This window comes from Candidimonas nitroreducens (genome assembly GCF_002209565.1).
GTDB classification, from domain to species: Bacteria; Pseudomonadota; Gammaproteobacteria; order Burkholderiales; family Burkholderiaceae_B; genus Candidimonas; species Candidimonas nitroreducens.
In genome coordinates, this window is the sequence record NZ_NJIH01000004.1 from 377,303 (window position 1) to 394,841 (window position 17,539).

The window sequence follows — 17,539 nt, forward strand, 5'->3', positions numbered from 1 at the left end:
AGCCGCCAGGCCTCGCTGACGGCGGCCTGCGGCCGCCCACCAGCCCTCAAGCGTTGAGTATCAATCGGTTCATCCGCTTCACGAAGCCCGCCGGATCGGCCAGTTGCGCCCCTTCGGCCAGCATGGCCTGATCCAGCAGCAGCTGCGCCCAGTCGCCGAAATCCGCCTCCGGAGCGCCCTGCACCCGCGTCACCAGTGCGTGCTCGGGGTTGATTTCCAGTATTGGCTTGACCTGCGGCGTTTCCTGGCCGGCCGCCTGCAGCATGCGCATCAGATGCGGGCTGAGCTCGTGCTCGTCGACCACCACGCAGGCGGGCGAATCCACCAGGCGCACGGTGACGCGCACGTCCTTCACCTTTTCGCCCAGCGCCGTCTTCAGACGTTCCACCAGCGGCTTGAAGGTCTCGGCCACTTCCGACTGATGCTTCTTTTCTTCCTCGTCGGCCAGCTTGTCCAGATCCAGGCCGCCCTTGGCGATCGACACCAGCTGCTTGCCCTCGAATTCGCGCAGGTGCGACAGCATCCATTCATCGACGCGATCCGACAGCAGCAGCACTTCCAGGCCCTTCTTGCGGAAGATCTCCAGGTGCGGGCTATTGCTGGCCGCCGCGAACGTATCGGCACTGACGTAATAAATCTTGTCCTGGCCTTCCTTCACGCGGCCCACATAGTCGGCCAGCGACACCGTCTGCGCCGAACCCTCGGCCTGCGTCGAGGCAAAACGCAACAGCTTGGCGATGCGGTCTTTGTTGGCATGGTCTTCGCCCACGCCTTCCTTGATCACCAGCCCGAACTGCTTCCAGAATTCCGCATAGTCTTCGGCCTTGTTCTCGGCCAGGTCTTCCAGCAGCGACAGCACACGCTTCGTCGACCCCTCGCGGATCACCTTCACGTCGCGGCTTTCCTGCAGCAGTTCGCGCGACACATTCAGCGGCAGGTCGGCCGAATCGATCACGCCGCGCACGAAGCGCAAATAGGCGGGCAGCAATTGTTCGGCGTCGTCCATGATGAACACGCGCCGCACATACAGCTTGACCCCGCGCCGCGCGTCGCGATCCCACAGATCCATGGGCGCATGCTTCGGAACGTACAACAGCTGCGTGTATTCGCTGCGGCCTTCTACCCGGTTGTGCGTCCAGGCCAAGGGGTCGTCATAGTCGTGCGCGACGTGCTTGTAGAATTCTTTGTACTGCTCGTCGGTGATGTCGGCCTTGGCGCGCGTCCACAGCGCATTGGCCTGGTTCACCGTTTCCCATTCATTCTTCTTGACCTGCTCGGACTTCTCGCTGTCCCACTCTTCCTTCAGCATCTGGATAGGCAGCGAAATATGGTCGGAATAGCGGCGCAGCACCTCGCGCAGCTTCCAGCCATTCAGGAATTCGTCCTCGCCCTCGCGCAGGTACAGCGTGACCGCCGTGCCGCGGTCGGCCTTTTCCACCGGGGTAATCGAAAACTCGCCCTGGCCGTCCGATTCCCACAGAATCGCCTCGGTTTCCGGCAGGCCCGCGCGGCGGCTAAGCACCGATACCTTCTGCGCCACGATGAACGAAGAATAAAAGCCCACCCCGAACTGGCCGATGAGCTGGGCGTCCTTCTGCTGGTCGCCCGTCAGTTGCGAGAAGAATTCCCGCGTGCCCGAGCGCGCGATCGTGCCCAGGTTGGCGATGGCGTCGTCGCGCGACATGCCGATGCCGTTATCGGATATCGTCACGGTACGCAGCTCCTTGTCGTACTCGATCCGGATGCGCAGTTCCGTATCGCCCTGCATCAGCTCGGGCTTGTCGATGGCCTCGAAACGCAGCTTGTCGCAGGCGTCCGACGCATTCGAGACCAGCTCGCGCAGGAAAATTTCCTTGTTGCTGTACAAGGAATGGATCATCAGGTGCAGCAGTTGCTTGACCTCGGCCTGGAAACCCAGCGTTTCGGCGCCGTGCACGGTAGTATCGGAGTCGCTCATAACTTATTGAATCAATGAAAAATTTGTTGACGAGAAACCTTGCTGGCCCGAGCAGCCGGGCCGATTGGAAAAATATATGGAGGCGATAGCCCGAACTTCAAGGGGCGCCATACGGCCCAGCGCCAACGCCGGCATCTGCTGCATGCTGGCCGGCATCCTGACGCTGAGCCTGAGCGACGCCTCGGTCAAAGTCCTGGACGGCCGCTACCCGGCCCTGCAAGTGCTGTTCCTGCGCGCCCTGATCGCCCTGCCCCTGGTCACCGGCCTGGCCTTGGCCCTGGGCGGCCGGCCCGCCCTGCGCACCCGCCAAGCCGGCCTGCACGCCTTGCGCGGCTTCCTGAATGTGATCGGCGCTTGCGCCTTCTACCGCGGCCTGGCCGAGCTGCCCCTGGCCGAAATTACCGCCATCGCCTACGCCGCCCCCGTCTTCGTCGTACTGCTGTCGGCCGCCGTCTACAAAGAACGGCTGGACGCCTGGCGCCTGCTGGCCGTGGCCCTGGGCTTTGCCGGCGTGCTGGTCATCGTACGCCCCGGCAGCGGCGCCTTCCAAGCCGCATCCCTCTACCCGCTCTTCACCGCCCTGACCTACGCCGCCATGATGGTCAGCGCCCGGCGCATCCACCCTTCCCACAGCTTCGCCGCCCTGATGTTCTATTCCGTGCTGCCCCAGGTGCTCTTCAGCGCCCTGCCTCAGCCCTGGATCTGGCACCCGGTCGCCGGCGCCGACTGGCTCGTCATGTTCGCCATCGGCATCTTCAGCAGCGCCGGCATCAGCCTGATTTCCCAGGCCTTCCGCCTGGCTCCCGCCTCGGTCGTCGCGCCCTTCGACTACTCCGGCCTGCTATGGGCCACTTTCTTCGGCTGGCTGGTGTGGAACGAACTGCCGGACGGCGTCAGCTACGCGGGCGCAGCGCTGATCGTGGCCGCGGGCCTGATCGGAGCCTGGAGGAAAAAGAAATAGACGGCCCGGGGCGACAGGCGATTCGAGCCGATAGGCCCGCTTGCGGGCGTCCTCCGTGGGGATCCTAGCCCTGCGCGCCTATGGTTCCTTTGCAATTCTTGGCTTCATTCTTTATGCCTTCTAGGCTAGCCTCGGTACTAACGTCCCGGCCCAGGTTTTGCGGCCGTGCCGCCATATCGCCGGAACCCGCGGCCATCCCGGTTCCTTTCCACCTACGCCCAATAACAGGAGATCAACGCATGAACATCAACAAAGCCGTCATGAAGGCCTACGAATCGAAGCCGTTGAAGGAAATCGCAGATGCCCCGGTATCGGCCTTGCAAGGCGTGTCCGAAGGTGACGCGGAACACCTGAAAGCCGCCTTCAACGTGAAAACCGTCAGAGATCTGGCCAACCTCAAGTTTGTCCATTGGGCGCAAGCTATTACTACGCTGGCCGATACGGAAGAGTAAGAGTAAGGCTGCCTGTAAAAGCCAGCCAGGTCGCCGTCTGCCGCAATGCAGGCGAATTGCGTTGGATCTGCGGCCATCGGACAGGAAAATATGTGGCGCGGAGGTGTCGGGCACAGGGAGGATTACTCTAAGTGCCTGCAGACCACTTGATGCCGGTATGGTGGAAACAGAAAGGGAGACCGGGGCCGATTTGGCGCGAATCGTGCGAGAAATCGGCACATTCGGGAAGCGCGCCCCGGTATCGTATAATTGCGTCTCTCTTCCACGCCCCGGCATTTCCCGCCCGGGTCGATCCCCCTAAGCCCGGGTGGTGAAATTGGTAGACGCAGGGGACTCAAAATCCCCCGCCGCAAGGCGTGCCGGTTCGATTCCGGCCCCGGGCACCAATGCAATTTAACGTCAGATAACGTAAATACCTATCTGATTTAAATCAATGCCTTGGAAAACCCATACTGGATATCCATACAGGCATAAATGCCCCTTCTGCGATAAACTTTGTGCGGTCTCGTCCGCATAAATTACGCAAGGGGTTACGCATGGCATCCATCAGGCCGCACAAGAACGGCTACCGCGTCGAGGTCTGCGTGAGAGGCCAGCGTGATTCTCAGGTGTTGCGCACCCATCGAGAAGCCAAAGCCTGGGGGTCGGCCCGCGAAACCGAGCTGCTCGAACGCGCCGCCAAGACGCCGGCCGAACTGCACACGATCCGCGAAGCCTTCGAGAAATATAGGGACGAGGTATCGTGCCACAAGGAAGGCGCCCGCCACGAGGCGCTGCGCCTGAATGCCTTCGTGCGCGACTTCCCGCGCCTGGCCGCCTTGACGCTTGCCGAGTTCGACACCCCACACCTAGCCGAATGGCGTGATGCCCGCCTGGAAAAGGTGCAACCGGCCAGCGTCAACCGCGACGTCAACCTGATCCGCAACGTCTTCACCAAGGCTCGCAAGGAATGGAAGTGGATGGAGCACAAGCCGTTCGACGGCCTGGACTTGCCGCCAGATGGGCCGCCACGCGACCGCCGCATCCATCCGTGGAAGGAAGTGCGCCCTATTCTGCGCGCCTTGGGGTACGTCTCGGGCCAGGAGCCGCGCACAAAGCAGCAGGAAGTGGCCCTTGCGTGGCTCGTAGGCATGCGCTCCTGCATGCGGGCTGCCGAAATCCTGCGACTGGGCAGCGATACCCTCTCGATGAAAACCGGCGTGGCACGGGTCAAACATAAGATGCAATACGTGACCAAGCGGCCCAGGGTGATCCCGTTGCCACGCCGCGCTCTGCGGCTGCTGCGCGTGGTGCAGCATCGGGAGCAATGCTTCACCGTCGATAGCGCGAGCCTGGACACCCTCTTTCGTCGCGCCCGCGACTCATTGATGATCCAGAACCTGCATTTCCATGACTCGCGCGCCGAAGCGCTGACACGCCTGGCACGCGAAGTGGATGTGCTGACGCTCTCGAAGATCAGCGGCATCCGGGACGTGAAATTGCTGCTCGAAACCTACTACCGGGAGACGCCGGAGCAGATCGCGGCCCGTATCGCTAAACCGGCTGCAGCATCGCGTCGACCTGCTCAATAGGAATGCGCCCGCAGCGGTCGAGCCGCATCTGGCCGGCGCGCACCATCTTGGCCACTGTCTGGCGGCTCAAGCCCAAGATTTCGGCGGCCTGGGTCATCGTGACATGCAGCGGACGCGGGTGCGATTCCACGTAGATCTGGACGGCCCGGCGAGCGATTTGTTCGGCTTCGTTCATTTCGGTTCCTTCTTCGACTCTTCTCTGATGCACTCCGCAATGGCCGCCCCAATACATGGCGAAAACGGATAGCTCTCGGCGATCTGGGCGCAGCGCTCGTATACGGCGCGGAGGGGATCGGGCTTGTTGTCGGGTTTAACTTCGCTCATGTCCGCTCCTTCGCCGCGCGGGCGGCATCGATGGCGGCGCGGAAGCTCGGGTATCGGTCATAAGCAACGCCGCCACCGAATCCGCCGACCCCGTTTTCAAGCCTGGCCACCACCCAATTTCCGTTATCGATCATTGGCAGGCATTCGTTGTCTTCGCGCGCCATCCGATCAAATGCGTCTAACCGCTCCGCATCTGCCTCAAAGTCTTGAATCTGGCTGCCATATCCTGCCGCATCGTCCTGGCGCTTGCGGCATTCGGCGCGGTAGAGGTCATGCCAATGTTTTGCGCTGGCGTAGGGCACCATCTGTTCTGCGCCCTCCCGACCCTGGGCGCAGTCAGGGCACGGTTCGCCGCCTTCGTCCGGCTGGTAGTAGCTCGGCCCACCAATCCAGCCGCTACCGCCGCAGGTCTGGCACGCTGGCCGCGATTTCAAGGCACGGATTGCAGCGGCACAGGTGTCCAGTGTGTTTGTACTCATCACGCCGGCCGAATATGCGCCTCGCCAACTGTAGATGTCCTCGCATTGTCGCGCCGCTTCCTCCAGCGCCACATCGCGAATGGCTTGGGTGTCGAAGTGCCCGTCTGCTGGTGGGGTGGGGGCACCTTCAAGAACGGGCTGTGCGGCCCCGAACGTGCCATCCAAAAAGATAGAACCCTCTTCCGGATAGTCGGCGAACGCACAGTAATAGCCTCTGCCGGAGTGGCCGTCGCCATGCTGAATTGTGGCCTCCGATTCCAACTGTTCGGGGTCTGTGATTCGGTCTGGGGCGACAAAATCCAGCGCATCCAGTAGCTGCGCACCAGAAAGCGTCACCGATGCATCGCGCGGAGGCTGTGCGCCTTGGTGTCGGCCCAAAACATCACTGATAGCCGCAGCAGCGTCACCGGCCCGGAAACTTCCCATGTACGCCCCAGGCTGCCACGCCTTAAAGTACGCCAAGATCTCGCGCAGCATACGATCGTGACCGTCGCTCGGCTCATCCTTCACCGGCTCGGCGACCTGCAAGGATTGTATAGTTTCACGGCAGTGATTCCATCCATCTACGTAACCTACAGTAGCTTCAATACTATCCTTGTATTCCTTGGGAATCTCGTGTGAGTCAGAATGCATTTTCTTAAGTATGTTTAATGGTTTGGCGAATGCTGCACGGGCTTGCCAACTGTCCCATGCTCCTTGTGTACGTAGATCTTGATAATCGTCCCCTCGAACCGTTCGTTGCAGAGGAAATCCCTGATCATCAGCCCATACCTCGAATCCCGCTGGCTCATTACCTGTCAACGATTGGTTGACTACTGGCTCGGCGGGTTGTGGGACAGTATCCTGACTGCGGTCGTGCTCAATTGCCTTATTCGGATCCATCGTGCGCCAGTCGGGCCATGCGCGGCCCTCGTTCTTCGATTGCTTGGCGACAATGGTCTCGATAATCTGCTCGGGAGAAGCGCCGGATCGCCATGCGCCATCGAGGGCGAGGATGATCACGTCGACCCATTCGCGCAAATCCCCGGGGTCAGCCTCAATTTCGCGTAACTCTTTGCGGATATGGTCAACGACTCCGGCGGCGCGAGCGCCAGGGCCAAACGTTCGTTCAGACCATTCACGTTGACGTTGTAGGTGATCCGCGAAGTTGAAAACTACAGCCTCCCCGCGCTGCTGCCGATCAAGTTCGACGGCAGCGCGGGCGAACGCTTCGAGCTTTGCCCGTCCCCACACAATAGGCAAATGATCCGAGAGGTTTGAGTAGTCGCCGCCCGGCAGCGGCGGCAGTTTGATGTCGTCATTCATGTCATTCTGTCCAATAGGTAAGGTCTTCACGCACCGCATCGACAGCCCTGATGCCGTCCTTCCGACAGCCCGATTCAAGAAGCGCGCTAGCGCAATCCAATGCTTGTGCCCAAGGAATTTTGGTAAGCTTTTGGTAAATCAGCGCAGCACGCAATTGCCAGATCATGTCGCGAGCCGTATCTGCATCCGAAGGCATATTGGCCGCCTCATACCCAGCGCGGAACGTCGCATATGGATGTGGTGAGCCTGCATCTTCCCAGGCTTGAACGGTGGGGCAGGTTTCATTGGTCATGATCAAAACCCCGCCTTGAGATCGAGGTCGGGCACGATGACCGAAGGTTTGAAGATGACACGGTAGCGGTATACGTTCGCCGGCGCTGGATCGATTTGCTCGGCAAAATACGTCACGTTATCTGAGAGCCCGAGGAAGTGTTTTTTATATTGACCAGGGCCGACTTTGCATGTAACCGACAATTGCTTAGGTTTGTCGGTATTGCCGAGCGAGCATAGGCCCTCGATAGTGAGGATGTAGCCGCCCGTGATTCCGTTATAAAACACAATACGGCGGTTGATTTCGAAATTATCAGCAGCTTTCGATAGATTGCTGGAGGCCACATCAGCATCATTGCAGCCAGCCAGCAGGGCGGCGGTAATGGCGGCGGTAATGGCGAGCGTTGCCGTGGCGAATACTCGCTTCATGGTCTTTCCTTTACTGTTGTCAGTCATGATTTGTTCCTCTCGGCGAGCATGGCATCAGCCATGGCGTAGGCTTGAGCCGCAACAAAATCACAGCTCCCATTGTTGGCGGGATGCTGATCGTCGGGCCCGTAGCTGGACAGCCAGCCCTGCATGGCCTTAGCCGCGAAGTAATCGCGCACGCTGATACCGAAGCATGTCATTTCCGGTTGGCCATCGCCGTTCAATTCCCATACCGGGAACGCCGGGCCGCCATCACTCTTGGTTGTCATGATTGCTCCTGTTCCAATTCGCGCAATTCCGCCTGCACAATCGCCGATTTCTCACAGCCGACACAAAGTGGGTGGAAGAGATTTCCTTGATTCGGGTTGTGACCGCCCGCCGGAGGTCGACCCTCCCATGACCATGTGAAACCTCGTGCCAACACCTCGGCCTGCAGCCGGTCGATACGCTGTCCGAAAGTCGGATCCACGACACGCCAGCGCTCCAACTCGCCCGGGTGAGAATATGCGCCGCAGCCGCACTCGCCGCTCATGCCGAGCCGCGCAGCAACCGGGTTTTCGGGTATGCCGCTGGCCGCGTTGTATTCGTCACGTTGAGCCTTCGGCCACCAATAGATCGGATTGATCCAGACTTGGGCGCGAACTTTATTGATTTCGCGTCCAGCGTAGCCCATGCGGATGAGGCTTTCGTCATGCCGGATGCCGGTAGCGATCAAGACCTTTGCATTGCGTGGGTGTCCGGCTTTCGCGCGTTTCACCAGCTGGTAGACGCAGCGTTCTTTGAGTCGTTGGTACATCATTCGATGGCCGTCTGGCCCCGGGAAACCGAAGCGCCGGCACAGATCGTCATAGTCCTGGCCGCAATCTTCCAGTGCGCGGATTTCGTTCAGAGACCAGCCGTATTGCTGACATGTGTCCCGAACATATTGGCGGGTCGCCTCGATGCCGATGCCGGTGTTCGCGTGGAACGGTTGACATCCTGGCACATTATTCATCATCCAGTGAGTGATGGCCCGACTATCATTGCCGCCGGAGAAGCCGACATAGATTGCTATCGGCTGATACTGCTCTATCGCGCGGCCCACAATCTCCTCCGGAGACGGCCTATGAAGAGCCATTGCTCTCTCCCTGTTCCTGTGCGAGTGCAGCCCGAAATTCATCACGAAGATCAAGAATGTCGATCATCTCGCCATCGATTTCGACTTCATCCAGGTTCCAGTCCCCGCAGACTTGGGTGAGTTGCTCGGCCTTACGTAATGATTCCCGCAACTGCGCTATCTGCGCTGCCCCTACGTCGAGTTCGTCGAGGATGGCAGGAAGTTGATTGCGAGCCTCCGCCATCAGCGCTGCATCGTCCTCGCTGCATTCATTCATGACGATTGGTTCGTCCTGATTTCCGGCGTCGTCGGGTTCTCCGCCATAGAGAGGAAGATCGCGGAATACATGCCAGCAGCAGCGGCCGGGGCACTCTGTCTTCGTGTGCCACGGCCCGGGCGTCGCCTTGGCCAGCAATTCGCGCAGACGCTTTGTGTCAATGGTCATTTCTCTTGCTCCTGTGCGAGCGCAGCATCCGCCAGATCGAGAATCTCCCGCGCGGTGCGCTTGACGGCATCGATTCGGAATTCATCCGCTTCATTGGCGACTGCCTGAAAAGCGGCGGCTGTCCAGCGCAGTGCTTCCCGCAACCTGTCGCGCTCGGCCACCAGGTTTTGGGCACGCGCATAGAACTGACGCCGCGATAATTCATCGCGCATTGCCATTTCATAGGGCATTTGGATGACGGCGTGAAACATCAAGTCACTCATCACCAATTTCCCTCGGCGGTCTCCGCTTCCCCGAAACAGCACGGCTCGCATAGTCCAGTCGGGTGCACAGTTGGCACTTGTCCGCAGTTCTGGCATGGCGTGTCCCAATCCTTGCCACCATCGACGGGCTGCTTTTTGTCGGGCGGCTGCCTCTGCGCCTCGCGCTTGGCGTGCCTTTGCTTTCTGTATGGGTGGCTCACTGAACTTTCCTCCATTGGCTTTCCCACGCGCTTACCGACTTGCGGGAAACACCGAGGCGTTCGGCAATCTGCCGAGTGGTTAGGCCTTCGGCGCGCAGTTCTTCGATTGCCGCACCGCGTTCGAATACGGACGGCCGGGTAAGAGAAACTCGCGGCTCAATGGCGGCCGGACATGCGGGAAGCGGAAGCGTGCCGGACATTTGCGCGACCATGTGCTCGATCCCGGTCATCACGCGGCCTCGGCTTCTGGAATAGCGTTGGTGCCGTCCTCGCCCTCGTCCTGGGGCGGCTCTTCGGCAATGGGTGGTCGCACCCACTCGTAGGGCTTCTTTTCCAGCTTCAGCCAGAGCGCATTGCGGCAATCCGAGATCGTGGGCCAATCGAATGTCTTGATGCGCTCCCACGACCGGCTGCCGAAGATTTCTTCCAACAAGTCGCCTTTCGTGCGCTTGGCTTCCGCGCTCGAGCCGGGATAGTGCTTGCCGATGATTTCCCCGATTTCATCGAGCGCAATTTCCTTCATGCGTCGTTCTTTCTGCCACTTCGGTTCGCCGTCCTCGGCAAAAAGCTCGGCGTTGTCTCGCGTGGTGTCCACGCCCACATGCTCGCCGCCGAGGTTCAGAAATTCGATGTGAGGCAAGAAATCCTTAAACGTGGGGTTATGGAAGGTCTTTCCATCGATGCGGGTAGAACGGTCTTTCATGATCGTGGCAGTGCGCCAGACGCGAGTGCCGCCGCCCTCGATTAACTCCTGGCTCTTTTCCATCAGGATCAGAATGGAAGGCTCGTAACCGGTCTCTGTTTCGGCGCGCATCTTCACGCCCGTTTTCGTCAATTCCTTTTTGCCCGATTCATTCTCGAAGAAATCGTATTCGTAGCCGGCGCGGCCACACATGATGATGTGGCATCTGCTGTTGACGAACAGGTCAGTGAACTTGCCCCATTCAGCCTTTAGCCACGCCCAATCCTGAAACTCCAGACCACGCTTACGGTTCTTGCGTTTTGCGTACTCTTCGGTGATGTTGCGCCAGAAATGGCTGATGGAGTCGATCAGCAAGACGGAGCCGGCTGACTCGGCCTCGCGCACGGCAGCCAGCAGATCCACAAAGGCACGAGTCTTGGCCGTGAAGAGCTCGATGCTGGCGGCGTCGAATCGCGGTTTGACCCAATCGGAGCCGGTTTCAGTGTCAAGGAACATCACCGGACGGTCACCCTCGGCCAGCTTGCGCTGGCGCATTAGTTCGACTAAGCCGATAGCGATCTCGGTGGCGGTATAGGTCTTGCCGTCGCCGGCGAAACCCATGATGCCAGCCTTCAAGTAGGCTTGGGTATTCGTTGCGCGTTGAAATAAATTGCTCATGATTTCTCCAAATTCCCTAAAGTGCAGCCACGGCCCATAACACTACGACGGCCAGCAGGCACGCCGCATCCCGCCAGTCGAATCTCGCAGCCTCTTGCTTCGGTTCAGGCATGGGCGGCAAGACTCGCTCAACCCCGATCCTGGTCGCAGCAGGATAAACATAGATTTCGGGCGGCAGCCAAGGCTTGCGACGCAGGGCCTCAACGTAGGCGGGGTCGAGGGGCTTATTCATTGACGGCCTCGGCGGGTTCAGCCACCGCAGCGCGAGCCGCCTCTATTCGCGACGCGGCGACCTCGATCAACAGCCGGTACTCGTGCTGGATGCGCTCCTCGTGGACATCGGCGGATTTCGCCAAGAATTGCTCTGGTGTCCCGCGGAAGCATCCTCGCGTGACCTCTAGGGTGTTGTCCTTGGCGTTGTAGACGGTGAGCGTGCCGTTTTCAGAGCCAACCTTGGAGGCCCAAAAAATCAAGCCATCGCCGTACACCCAGGCATCGCCGTACACCCGGGCATCGCCGTACACCCAGGCATCGCCGTACACCCGGGCATTGCCGGACACCCAGGCATCCCCGTACACCCGGGCATCGCCGTACACCCGGGCATCGCCGGACACCCGGGCATCGCCGGACACCCAGGCATCCCCGTACACCCGGGCATCGCCGTACACCCGGGCATCGCCGGACACCCGGGCATCGCCGTACACCCAGGCATCGCCGTACACCCGGGCATCGCCGTACACCCAGGCATCGCCGTACACCCAGGCATCGCCGGACACCTGGGTCAAATTCTCGACGCCCTGGATGTAGCCGCCCAGGTCACCCGGCGTGACGGCTGGCGTCCAGGCTGTTGCAGCAATTGCCACCAGCGCGCGGATGCGCTTGACGACAATGCCGGGAGCAATGGTCTTTTCGTCGCCTTCGACGAACTCGTATTTTTGGGTCATGCTTCTTCTCCAATTGTGGTTTTTGCGAAGTGCCGCGCGGTCTCAACGACCAATGCTTCAATAAGTCCGGATGCCCATACCCACGATTCAGCCTTTGCGTCAGCATCCAGGGGTGATGCGAAAAGCTTGCCCAGCTCGGCCATGGCGTCCTTGCCCTCGATCAACAGAGCAGCAATCTCAGCACCTGTGAGCACCTGGCGCCGCCCTCCGATGAAGATCGGGCAGACGGGAAACCGGCCGGCGAGCGTTTCGATCATCTGCTGGCGTACGGCGTTGTAGCAACGGGTGTATTCGTCGTGATATTCGCCGTCGCGTTGCGCCTGTTGGGCCGGCGTCCAGTCGTCTTCGGCTCCGGTGCGCATGTAGTCGTCGCCGCAGGACTGGATGGGCTGGTGGTCGAGGTAGAAGAGGCTCATGGCTTGGCCCTCGCGTCGTAGTGATCCGCAGCCGCAATCAACTGCTGGCCGAGTTCGCGTGCAATCGACGCACTGACCATCAGCGCGAAAGACCCACTCTGAACGAACACGGCAGCCGGGTAATCCGGCGACTTGCAATCGCTGGTCTTGATGCTGATTTGGTGTGAGTCGTCGTGGATCGTGGCGTGGAAAATGTCCATGTCAGAACCCCACTACCGCGCCGATGATCAGCAGCCATGCCGCAGTGCCGAGAACTACGGCTGCGCCGAGCCACGCACCTTCGGGAATGCGGCTGGAGTCTTTTTGGTAGCCGCCTTGGCCGTCGTATTTGTTTGCGCTCATGACTGTGCGTCCCCAGTAGCGCGGGCGATGGCGGCTTCAATGCGTCCGAGCATGTCGATGGTGTAGCCTGGAAGGCGCCGGATGTCGCTGTAGGCGACGCGCAGAGCGTCGACCAGATCCGGCGCTGCGGCGATCAGACGAGCGTTGGCTACGTCCATTCCGTTACCCGGTTCGATGTGGACATTCGCCAAGACGCGCATGCGGTTTGCCGTTGTGACGATGTGCCAATTTGGATCTGCGCTGGGCGTATCGGCGTAATAAATCCACGGCCCTGGCGTATGCCCTGCGCGCTGCTCTGTGTTTTCCATGCTGTTCTCCCATGCTCCGGCTGGGCCGGTGCCTCTGGCGAGGCGCTATCTCGAGCAACCGAAACAGAAGGGAGGGCATTGACCCTGGGCGCGGCTTCCTGATACAAACTGTGTCAGGGTTCACTTGGGAATCCAAAGAGAGGATCGTTTTGACCCAATTTTTGAATCTCCCTATCCAGCGCGGCCGCGTCAACGGCTGAGCGCCAGCCTGAAGGGAACCTAGAACGCAAACGCCAGGAAGCACCAACCCAAAGCGCAGGTAACCCTGTGGCAGGGAGTGCGCGTGGGTGTGGTTGACGACACGCCCAGGCCCTTACGGATACTGGCGGGCAGGTGCATGGTTGGCACCAATGCAAAGGCGTAAGCGGTGCTTACGTCAGCGCACGGTACGTTTGGAGCCCTGCCGCGTTCGCCCTCTACGGGTATCCGCTCGGATGCCAATGCCCTCGCTTCTGTCTCGGTTGTCAAAGAACGTGCCTCGTGTTGGGTGAGGCGATGAGCGTTACTTTCGCATAAGCTAAATCACAAGTCAAGCATTTGCGAAAATAAGACGCCAAGGGAAATCCCTAACGCAACACTCAGGGGATGTATGATTTGGCAACAAAGAAGGGAGGAGTGATGCTTAAACGACTGGCAACTGTTATCTGGTGGATTGGCACGTTAAGCGGGTCAGCGATTGTCTTGACGCATCTGAATGATCTCGGGATGCTGGAACTCTTTGGAATGCTCGGGGCATTTTGCTATTTGGCCGGGTGCGCGATTTGTTTCGTTCTTGGGGGCTCCTTTTGGAAACCTCCCAAACTATGAGACGCCCTTTCGTCGCGCGCGCAACAAAAAGCCGCCATCAGGCAGCTTAGCAAATATCCATAATGGTGGTTTTATTTTCTAAACAAGGCAACGCAAATAACGAATACAAAAACAACGAGCCATCCAATATATTGCACCAATTTACCCAATTTTTCTCCAAACATATTTATGGAATCGGCTATAGGATCGGGAGCGGCTCCTGAAATTGCATTTTGAATATCCATATCAATTTTTGAGGCGGATTCCGCTAATTGCACAGGATTGTGACGGACAACTATAGATGAGACCTTCCCGTACATAAAAATTGGCTCTGGAAGAATAAACCATTCAATCTTTGCTGACGGAGGGGCGTACCATTCCTCCGCGTATAACTCTGGAATGTATAGGCCAATTTTTAACTCTGAAAGGCTTCGATTTTGAACGGCCGTCTTAAGTATTTTTATTTGATCTTCACCAAGCGAAATTTCTACAAACCATTCGCTATCATTTCCAATTTCCCAATTTGCGGCATTATATCCTAGGATCACCTGACGTATAATTCCATTGGGGGCGTCTTTAAAGATCCATTCATGACGGTCTCCGATTGCGTGTTGGAGTCTTATTGAAATCAGGTCTGCGCGCGATTCATGATCACCAATAATTTCAATGCTTCGATCTTCGAGCTTTGCCTTCCCTTGCAGGGAAATCTGCATTGGATTATCTAAATCCAACTCATCTTCATAGGAGGTAGAAGAAGCACATATTTGAAGTTCCGTCGCCTCGACCCAAAAAGTACGAATTGCGCGTCGCACTTTGCGTTGGCGCCCATTCTGATCAGTCCATTCTATACTTTCTTTAGTTTTAATAATATTGGTAGATTCGTTAGAAGGCTTTTCGCTCATGCCCATATCTCTTCATGTTAATAATGAGCGCGCGAACGCCTAAAAATCTAAACTGCGCCATACTTTTAAAACGCGTCCCAATACTTCGAAATCCATGGTCTGCTTTATATCGAAAGATTCGTAGGCCGCGCGGTTTTCTGAGATTGCTCGAATAATGAGTCCCTGCTCAGTAGGTATTCGTTGCAGTCTTTTCACATAGCCATCATTACCGACTCGAAAGAAGTAGATCGAATCAAACTCTACCGATTTAATGCCGATGTCTACCAATAATGGGTCGCCCGGGTTGAACAGAGGCTGCATGGAATCGCCAAAGCCCGTTACGATGCATAGATTTTTTGCGCTACTGTGCGCACGCACGTTGCGTTCCAGCCATTCGGGACTCACGCGCCAGCTTTGAATGATGCCGGGCTGATCGCGCAGTTCCAGGCCATCTCCCATTGAACCGCCGGTGTCGTATCGATTGATCGTTACGTCGTCATGGACTTTGGGCGCAATGGTCACCACGTTGCTTTTCTGCATGTCTCCTCCCTCTTTTTCTTCTTGATCGAGCCACCCCGTGGGCAACCCGGCTTTCTTCTCAATTTTCCGGGCCGACCGCTCACTCATGTTGCGCAGGTGTGGGCTGTCTTCTGCGGATAGCCATTGGCCGAGCTGCGAAAGGGAAATCCCCGTGGCGTCGGAAAAATTGGATTGCGAGTCAGCATACCTCTCGCGGATCAGGAGGGTCAAATTGCGGCGTCGGGCGCTGATGATGGGTTCCATGATTTAAGTTTAGCGATTGCTAATTTCGCATATGCTTGTTTTTAACTTTAGCTTGTGCGAAAATCGATGCATGCAAGCCCCAAAATTGATCGAACTGATTGACTTTCTCGGCGCCGAACGCGGTCGCAAAACGGCACTCGCTCGCTCGCTCGACATCTCCGAGTCCTACTTGTCGCAGATGCTATCCGGGTTGCGTCCGATGCCTGCCGAACTGTGTCCCCTCGTTGAGCGCTTCACTGGCGGCGCAGTAGATCGCACGAAATGCCGCCCGCTCGATGGTGGCCGCATCTGGCCCGAACTCGCCACCGAACCACAGGAGCCGAGCCATGCCTGATCGATATGAATACGCCGCCCCCGATACCCTCCAAGGCATCGCGAATCGACTCGATCGCATCGAGCGCTTGGCAAGCGCCATCGTTTCCGCACTGGGGATTCCCCCTGTAACCACGGGGAGCCATTCCCATGGGCCAATACCTTGGACGCCCGAAACCCACGCGCACCTCAACTACGGCGGCCCAGAGACGCTGATGCACGCGATTGCGCAAATCAAGCAGGATGTCCAGGGCATAAAGACTTCGGCGCCCGAGCCGTCTCCTCATGTCCATACTTATGACCCTCCCCAATCCGTAAGAGAGATACAGGCACGCCTCACCGCACCTCTACCGATCCCACCGTGGCCTGGGGGCGCCGAAGCGCACAACCCGCTCATCGCGTACTTCCCCTACAGCAGGGGTGATGAAGGCAAGTCATCGACATGAACACGCTCCGCTATACGCAAGGGCGATGCAGTCACGAGTTCGGTGATATAGCCTTGCTGCCCGGCCCAATATCTTTCGGCGCGATCTCGCGTTGCCCCCATCCATTGGCCGCCTTGGGGCGCCTCGAGCAATGTGAAATCCCCATAGTGGCGCATTGCAGTTGGATTAATCATCTCCACTCGATAAAGAATCATATAGCGCCCCATCACTGGAAAGCCGCGCTTTGCAGCGTCATTACCGACGAATGCAAAACAGGACTTCAGGCGCGTCGGAAGTTGTGGATAGGACGTGAGGCGAACCTGCTCGAAAAGCAGTTCTCTGGCAAGCATCATGTACGAATGCGCATCCATGGGGTGAGAGTAGTCGTTCAAAATGCGCCCGAAATTTCCCGGCTCAATGATGCTGTCGGGAGCCAAAGAAACCGATGTGGCGTGATACAGCGGCGAACCTGTCAAGTCCATAAGAATCCCCCCGTCGTAGATGAAGGTGTAGTCGGTACACAAGATTCTACGGCGCGCGGGGATATAGGAGTCACACATGCTTAATTCCCACCGTCTCATCACACTCTACCCGGGCGAGTCCATCACCATCGGCGATACGACCATCAAGGCCGCGCATCCCCCGGGCCAGTTCATCAACCCGGCCCCTACTGCAGCCGATATGGCGCAGCAAATCGATGAGGCGATGAAGCGCGCCAGGATCGACCATGCGCCCGCGCCGCAAATGCCGCAGGAAGTCCCAGGCACTCCGATCAACCCCCGTACCGGCTGGCCAAACAATCTGCCCGTCACATGCAGCATTTCCGGCAGCACGATTTCGATTCCTGGCGATGGGCGCTGCGCCGGACAGGAGTTTCCCACCTTCTCGACGCCATACGCCCATGAATAACAACCCCTGGCGCCCCGATCCGGCGGACCGTCGCATCCCGATCGGCCCAGGCGATGTCTCAGTGCACCACCAGCGCATCCACGTGCTGCCCGCGCTGCGCGTACCAGGCCAACACCGCGAACACACCGGTGATGTGTTCGTCGGTCGCGTCCTCAAAGGTCTGGTACGCCAGGCGCACGGCCTCGCTGAAAAGCTGTTCATGATCCATGGGGCGATTGTCGGCGGGGTGCGGGGCGGCGTCCATGCGTGGTTTCCGAGGTGGATTGCGATGTCGATATTTTTTTCCAGCGCTGTGACAACGACTGACAAAAGGTTTTATCA

General features: G+C 58.5%; 26 protein-coding genes and 1 tRNA gene. 6 read left to right on the forward strand and 21 right to left on the reverse strand.

Translation table 11 applies throughout. The annotated features are described in order from the left end of the window. Positions 1-46: 46 nt before the first annotated feature. Positions 47-1,957, reverse strand: coding sequence for a molecular chaperone HtpG (gene htpG / locus CEY11_RS09210; protein WP_088603068.1), 1,911 nt, complete (start codon positions 1,955-1,957; stop codon positions 47-49). A 76-nt stretch (positions 1,958-2,033) separates the two neighbouring features. Between htpG and CEY11_RS09215 the strand changes: the two genes are divergently transcribed. The 4 genes from CEY11_RS09215 to CEY11_RS09230 all read left to right on the forward strand — a co-directional run bounded on the left by CEY11_RS09215 (position 2,034) and on the right by CEY11_RS09230 (position 4,941). Continuing rightward, positions 2,034-2,918: a DMT family transporter gene (locus tag CEY11_RS09215; protein WP_233154807.1), complete on the forward strand. Its 885-nt coding sequence runs from the start codon at positions 2,034-2,036 to the stop codon at positions 2,916-2,918. Between the two features lie 239 nt (positions 2,919-3,157). Next, positions 3,158-3,370, forward strand: coding sequence for a hypothetical protein (locus tag CEY11_RS09220; RefSeq protein WP_088603070.1), 213 nt, complete (start codon positions 3,158-3,160; stop codon positions 3,368-3,370). A 301-nt stretch (positions 3,371-3,671) separates the two neighbouring features. After that, positions 3,672-3,756, forward strand: a tRNA-Leu gene (locus CEY11_RS09225). Between the two features lie 150 nt (positions 3,757-3,906). Continuing rightward, the gene (locus CEY11_RS09230) at positions 3,907-4,941 is read left to right on the forward strand and encodes a tyrosine-type recombinase/integrase (RefSeq protein ID WP_088603071.1); all 1,035 of its coding nucleotides are present in this window, start codon (positions 3,907-3,909) and stop codon (positions 4,939-4,941) included. On the opposite strand, the gene CEY11_RS09235 is transcribed toward CEY11_RS09230, so the two are convergent. From CEY11_RS09235 to CEY11_RS09305, 18 genes are all read right to left on the reverse strand, one after another. Beyond that, positions 4,904-5,116 carry a helix-turn-helix domain-containing protein gene (locus tag CEY11_RS09235; RefSeq protein WP_088603072.1) on the reverse strand — a complete coding sequence of 71 codons (213 nt, stop codon included), beginning with the start codon at positions 5,114-5,116 and terminating at the stop codon, positions 4,904-4,906. The two genes, CEY11_RS09230 and CEY11_RS09235, sit on opposite strands and share 38 nt — an antisense overlap. Continuing rightward, positions 5,113-5,265 carry a hypothetical protein gene (locus tag CEY11_RS25365; RefSeq protein WP_158215250.1) on the reverse strand — a complete coding sequence of 51 codons (153 nt, stop codon included), beginning with the start codon at positions 5,263-5,265 and terminating at the stop codon, positions 5,113-5,115. Before CEY11_RS25365 ends, CEY11_RS09235 begins: the two co-directional genes overlap by 4 nt. Next, complete coding sequence (locus CEY11_RS25535) at positions 5,262-7,049, reverse strand: dATP/dGTP pyrophosphohydrolase domain-containing protein (RefSeq protein ID WP_233154808.1); 1,788 nt, start codon at positions 7,047-7,049, stop codon at positions 5,262-5,264. The genes CEY11_RS25365 and CEY11_RS25535 overlap by 4 nt, the downstream gene beginning before the upstream one ends. Position 7,050: 1 nt before the next feature. Beyond that, positions 7,051-7,341 carry a hypothetical protein gene (locus CEY11_RS25095; protein WP_143322746.1) on the reverse strand — a complete coding sequence of 97 codons (291 nt, stop codon included), beginning with the start codon at positions 7,339-7,341 and terminating at the stop codon, positions 7,051-7,053. A gap of 2 nt (positions 7,342-7,343) precedes the next feature. Beyond that, complete coding sequence (locus tag CEY11_RS09250; protein WP_088603073.1) at positions 7,344-7,748, reverse strand: beta-sandwich lipoprotein; 405 nt, start codon at positions 7,746-7,748, stop codon at positions 7,344-7,346. Between the two features lie 23 nt (positions 7,749-7,771). Further along, positions 7,772-8,017 (reverse strand): hypothetical protein, encoded by a 246-nt coding sequence (locus CEY11_RS09255; RefSeq protein ID WP_088603074.1) that lies wholly within the window; start codon positions 8,015-8,017, stop codon positions 7,772-7,774. Then, on the reverse strand, positions 8,014-8,865 hold the full coding sequence (locus CEY11_RS09260) for a phosphoadenosine phosphosulfate reductase domain-containing protein (protein ID WP_158215251.1): 852 nt from the start codon (positions 8,863-8,865) through the stop codon (positions 8,014-8,016). Before CEY11_RS09260 ends, CEY11_RS09255 begins: the two co-directional genes overlap by 4 nt. Continuing rightward, complete coding sequence (locus tag CEY11_RS09265) at positions 8,852-9,289, reverse strand: hypothetical protein (protein ID WP_088603076.1); 438 nt, start codon at positions 9,287-9,289, stop codon at positions 8,852-8,854. Before CEY11_RS09265 ends, CEY11_RS09260 begins: the two co-directional genes overlap by 14 nt. Next, positions 9,286-9,552 carry a hypothetical protein gene (locus CEY11_RS09270; protein ID WP_143322748.1) on the reverse strand — a complete coding sequence of 89 codons (267 nt, stop codon included), beginning with the start codon at positions 9,550-9,552 and terminating at the stop codon, positions 9,286-9,288. Before CEY11_RS09270 ends, CEY11_RS09265 begins: the two co-directional genes overlap by 4 nt. 196 nt (positions 9,553-9,748) lie before the next feature. Continuing rightward, positions 9,749-9,982 carry a helix-turn-helix domain-containing protein gene (locus CEY11_RS09275; protein ID WP_088603078.1) on the reverse strand — a complete coding sequence of 78 codons (234 nt, stop codon included), beginning with the start codon at positions 9,980-9,982 and terminating at the stop codon, positions 9,749-9,751. Further along, positions 9,982-11,112, reverse strand: coding sequence for an AAA family ATPase (locus tag CEY11_RS09280; RefSeq protein ID WP_198958866.1), 1,131 nt, complete (start codon positions 11,110-11,112; stop codon positions 9,982-9,984). Before CEY11_RS09280 ends, CEY11_RS09275 begins: the two co-directional genes overlap by 1 nt. A 224-nt stretch (positions 11,113-11,336) precedes the next feature. After that, positions 11,337-12,056 carry a hypothetical protein gene (locus CEY11_RS09285; protein WP_088603080.1) on the reverse strand — a complete coding sequence of 240 codons (720 nt, stop codon included), beginning with the start codon at positions 12,054-12,056 and terminating at the stop codon, positions 11,337-11,339. Further along, positions 12,053-12,472 (reverse strand): hypothetical protein, encoded by a 420-nt coding sequence (locus tag CEY11_RS09290; protein ID WP_088603081.1) that lies wholly within the window; start codon positions 12,470-12,472, stop codon positions 12,053-12,055. The genes CEY11_RS09285 and CEY11_RS09290 overlap by 4 nt, the downstream gene beginning before the upstream one ends. Continuing rightward, entirely contained in the window at positions 12,469-12,672 is a 204-nt protein-coding gene (locus CEY11_RS09295; protein ID WP_088603082.1) for a hypothetical protein, read from the reverse strand. The genes CEY11_RS09290 and CEY11_RS09295 overlap by 4 nt, the downstream gene beginning before the upstream one ends. Before the next feature lies 1 nt (position 12,673). Then, a complete protein-coding gene (locus CEY11_RS25370) occupies positions 12,674-12,814 on the reverse strand; it encodes a hypothetical protein (RefSeq protein WP_158215252.1) in 141 nt (46 codons plus the stop codon). Continuing rightward, positions 12,811-13,122, reverse strand: coding sequence for a hypothetical protein (locus CEY11_RS09300; RefSeq protein ID WP_143322750.1), 312 nt, complete (start codon positions 13,120-13,122; stop codon positions 12,811-12,813). Before CEY11_RS09300 ends, CEY11_RS25370 begins: the two co-directional genes overlap by 4 nt. Before the next feature lie 878 nt (positions 13,123-14,000). Next, on the reverse strand, positions 14,001-14,810 hold the full coding sequence (locus tag CEY11_RS25100) for a hypothetical protein (protein WP_143322752.1): 810 nt from the start codon (positions 14,808-14,810) through the stop codon (positions 14,001-14,003). A 39-nt stretch (positions 14,811-14,849) separates the two neighbouring features. After that, on the reverse strand, positions 14,850-15,572 hold the full coding sequence (locus CEY11_RS09305; protein ID WP_088603084.1) for a S24 family peptidase: 723 nt from the start codon (positions 15,570-15,572) through the stop codon (positions 14,850-14,852). Positions 15,573-15,657: 85 nt separating this feature from the next. On the opposite strand from CEY11_RS09305, the gene CEY11_RS09310 reads away from it, so the two are divergent. Further along, complete coding sequence (locus tag CEY11_RS09310) at positions 15,658-15,906, forward strand: transcriptional regulator (RefSeq protein ID WP_158215253.1); 249 nt, start codon at positions 15,658-15,660, stop codon at positions 15,904-15,906. A gap of 387 nt (positions 15,907-16,293) precedes the next feature. Here CEY11_RS09310 and CEY11_RS09315 read toward each other — a convergent pair whose 3' ends face one another. Then, positions 16,294-16,869 carry a hypothetical protein gene (locus CEY11_RS09315; RefSeq protein ID WP_088603086.1) on the reverse strand — a complete coding sequence of 192 codons (576 nt, stop codon included), beginning with the start codon at positions 16,867-16,869 and terminating at the stop codon, positions 16,294-16,296. Between CEY11_RS09315 and CEY11_RS09320 the strand changes: the two genes are divergently transcribed. Next, on the forward strand, positions 16,868-17,218 hold the full coding sequence (locus CEY11_RS09320; protein ID WP_088603087.1) for a hypothetical protein: 351 nt from the start codon (positions 16,868-16,870) through the stop codon (positions 17,216-17,218). The genes CEY11_RS09315 and CEY11_RS09320 overlap by 2 nt on opposite strands. A 58-nt stretch (positions 17,219-17,276) precedes the next feature. On the opposite strand, the gene CEY11_RS09325 is transcribed toward CEY11_RS09320, so the two are convergent. Beyond that, positions 17,277-17,462 (reverse strand): hypothetical protein, encoded by a 186-nt coding sequence (locus tag CEY11_RS09325; RefSeq protein ID WP_088603088.1) that lies wholly within the window; start codon positions 17,460-17,462, stop codon positions 17,277-17,279. Positions 17,463-17,539: the final 77 nt, after the last annotated feature.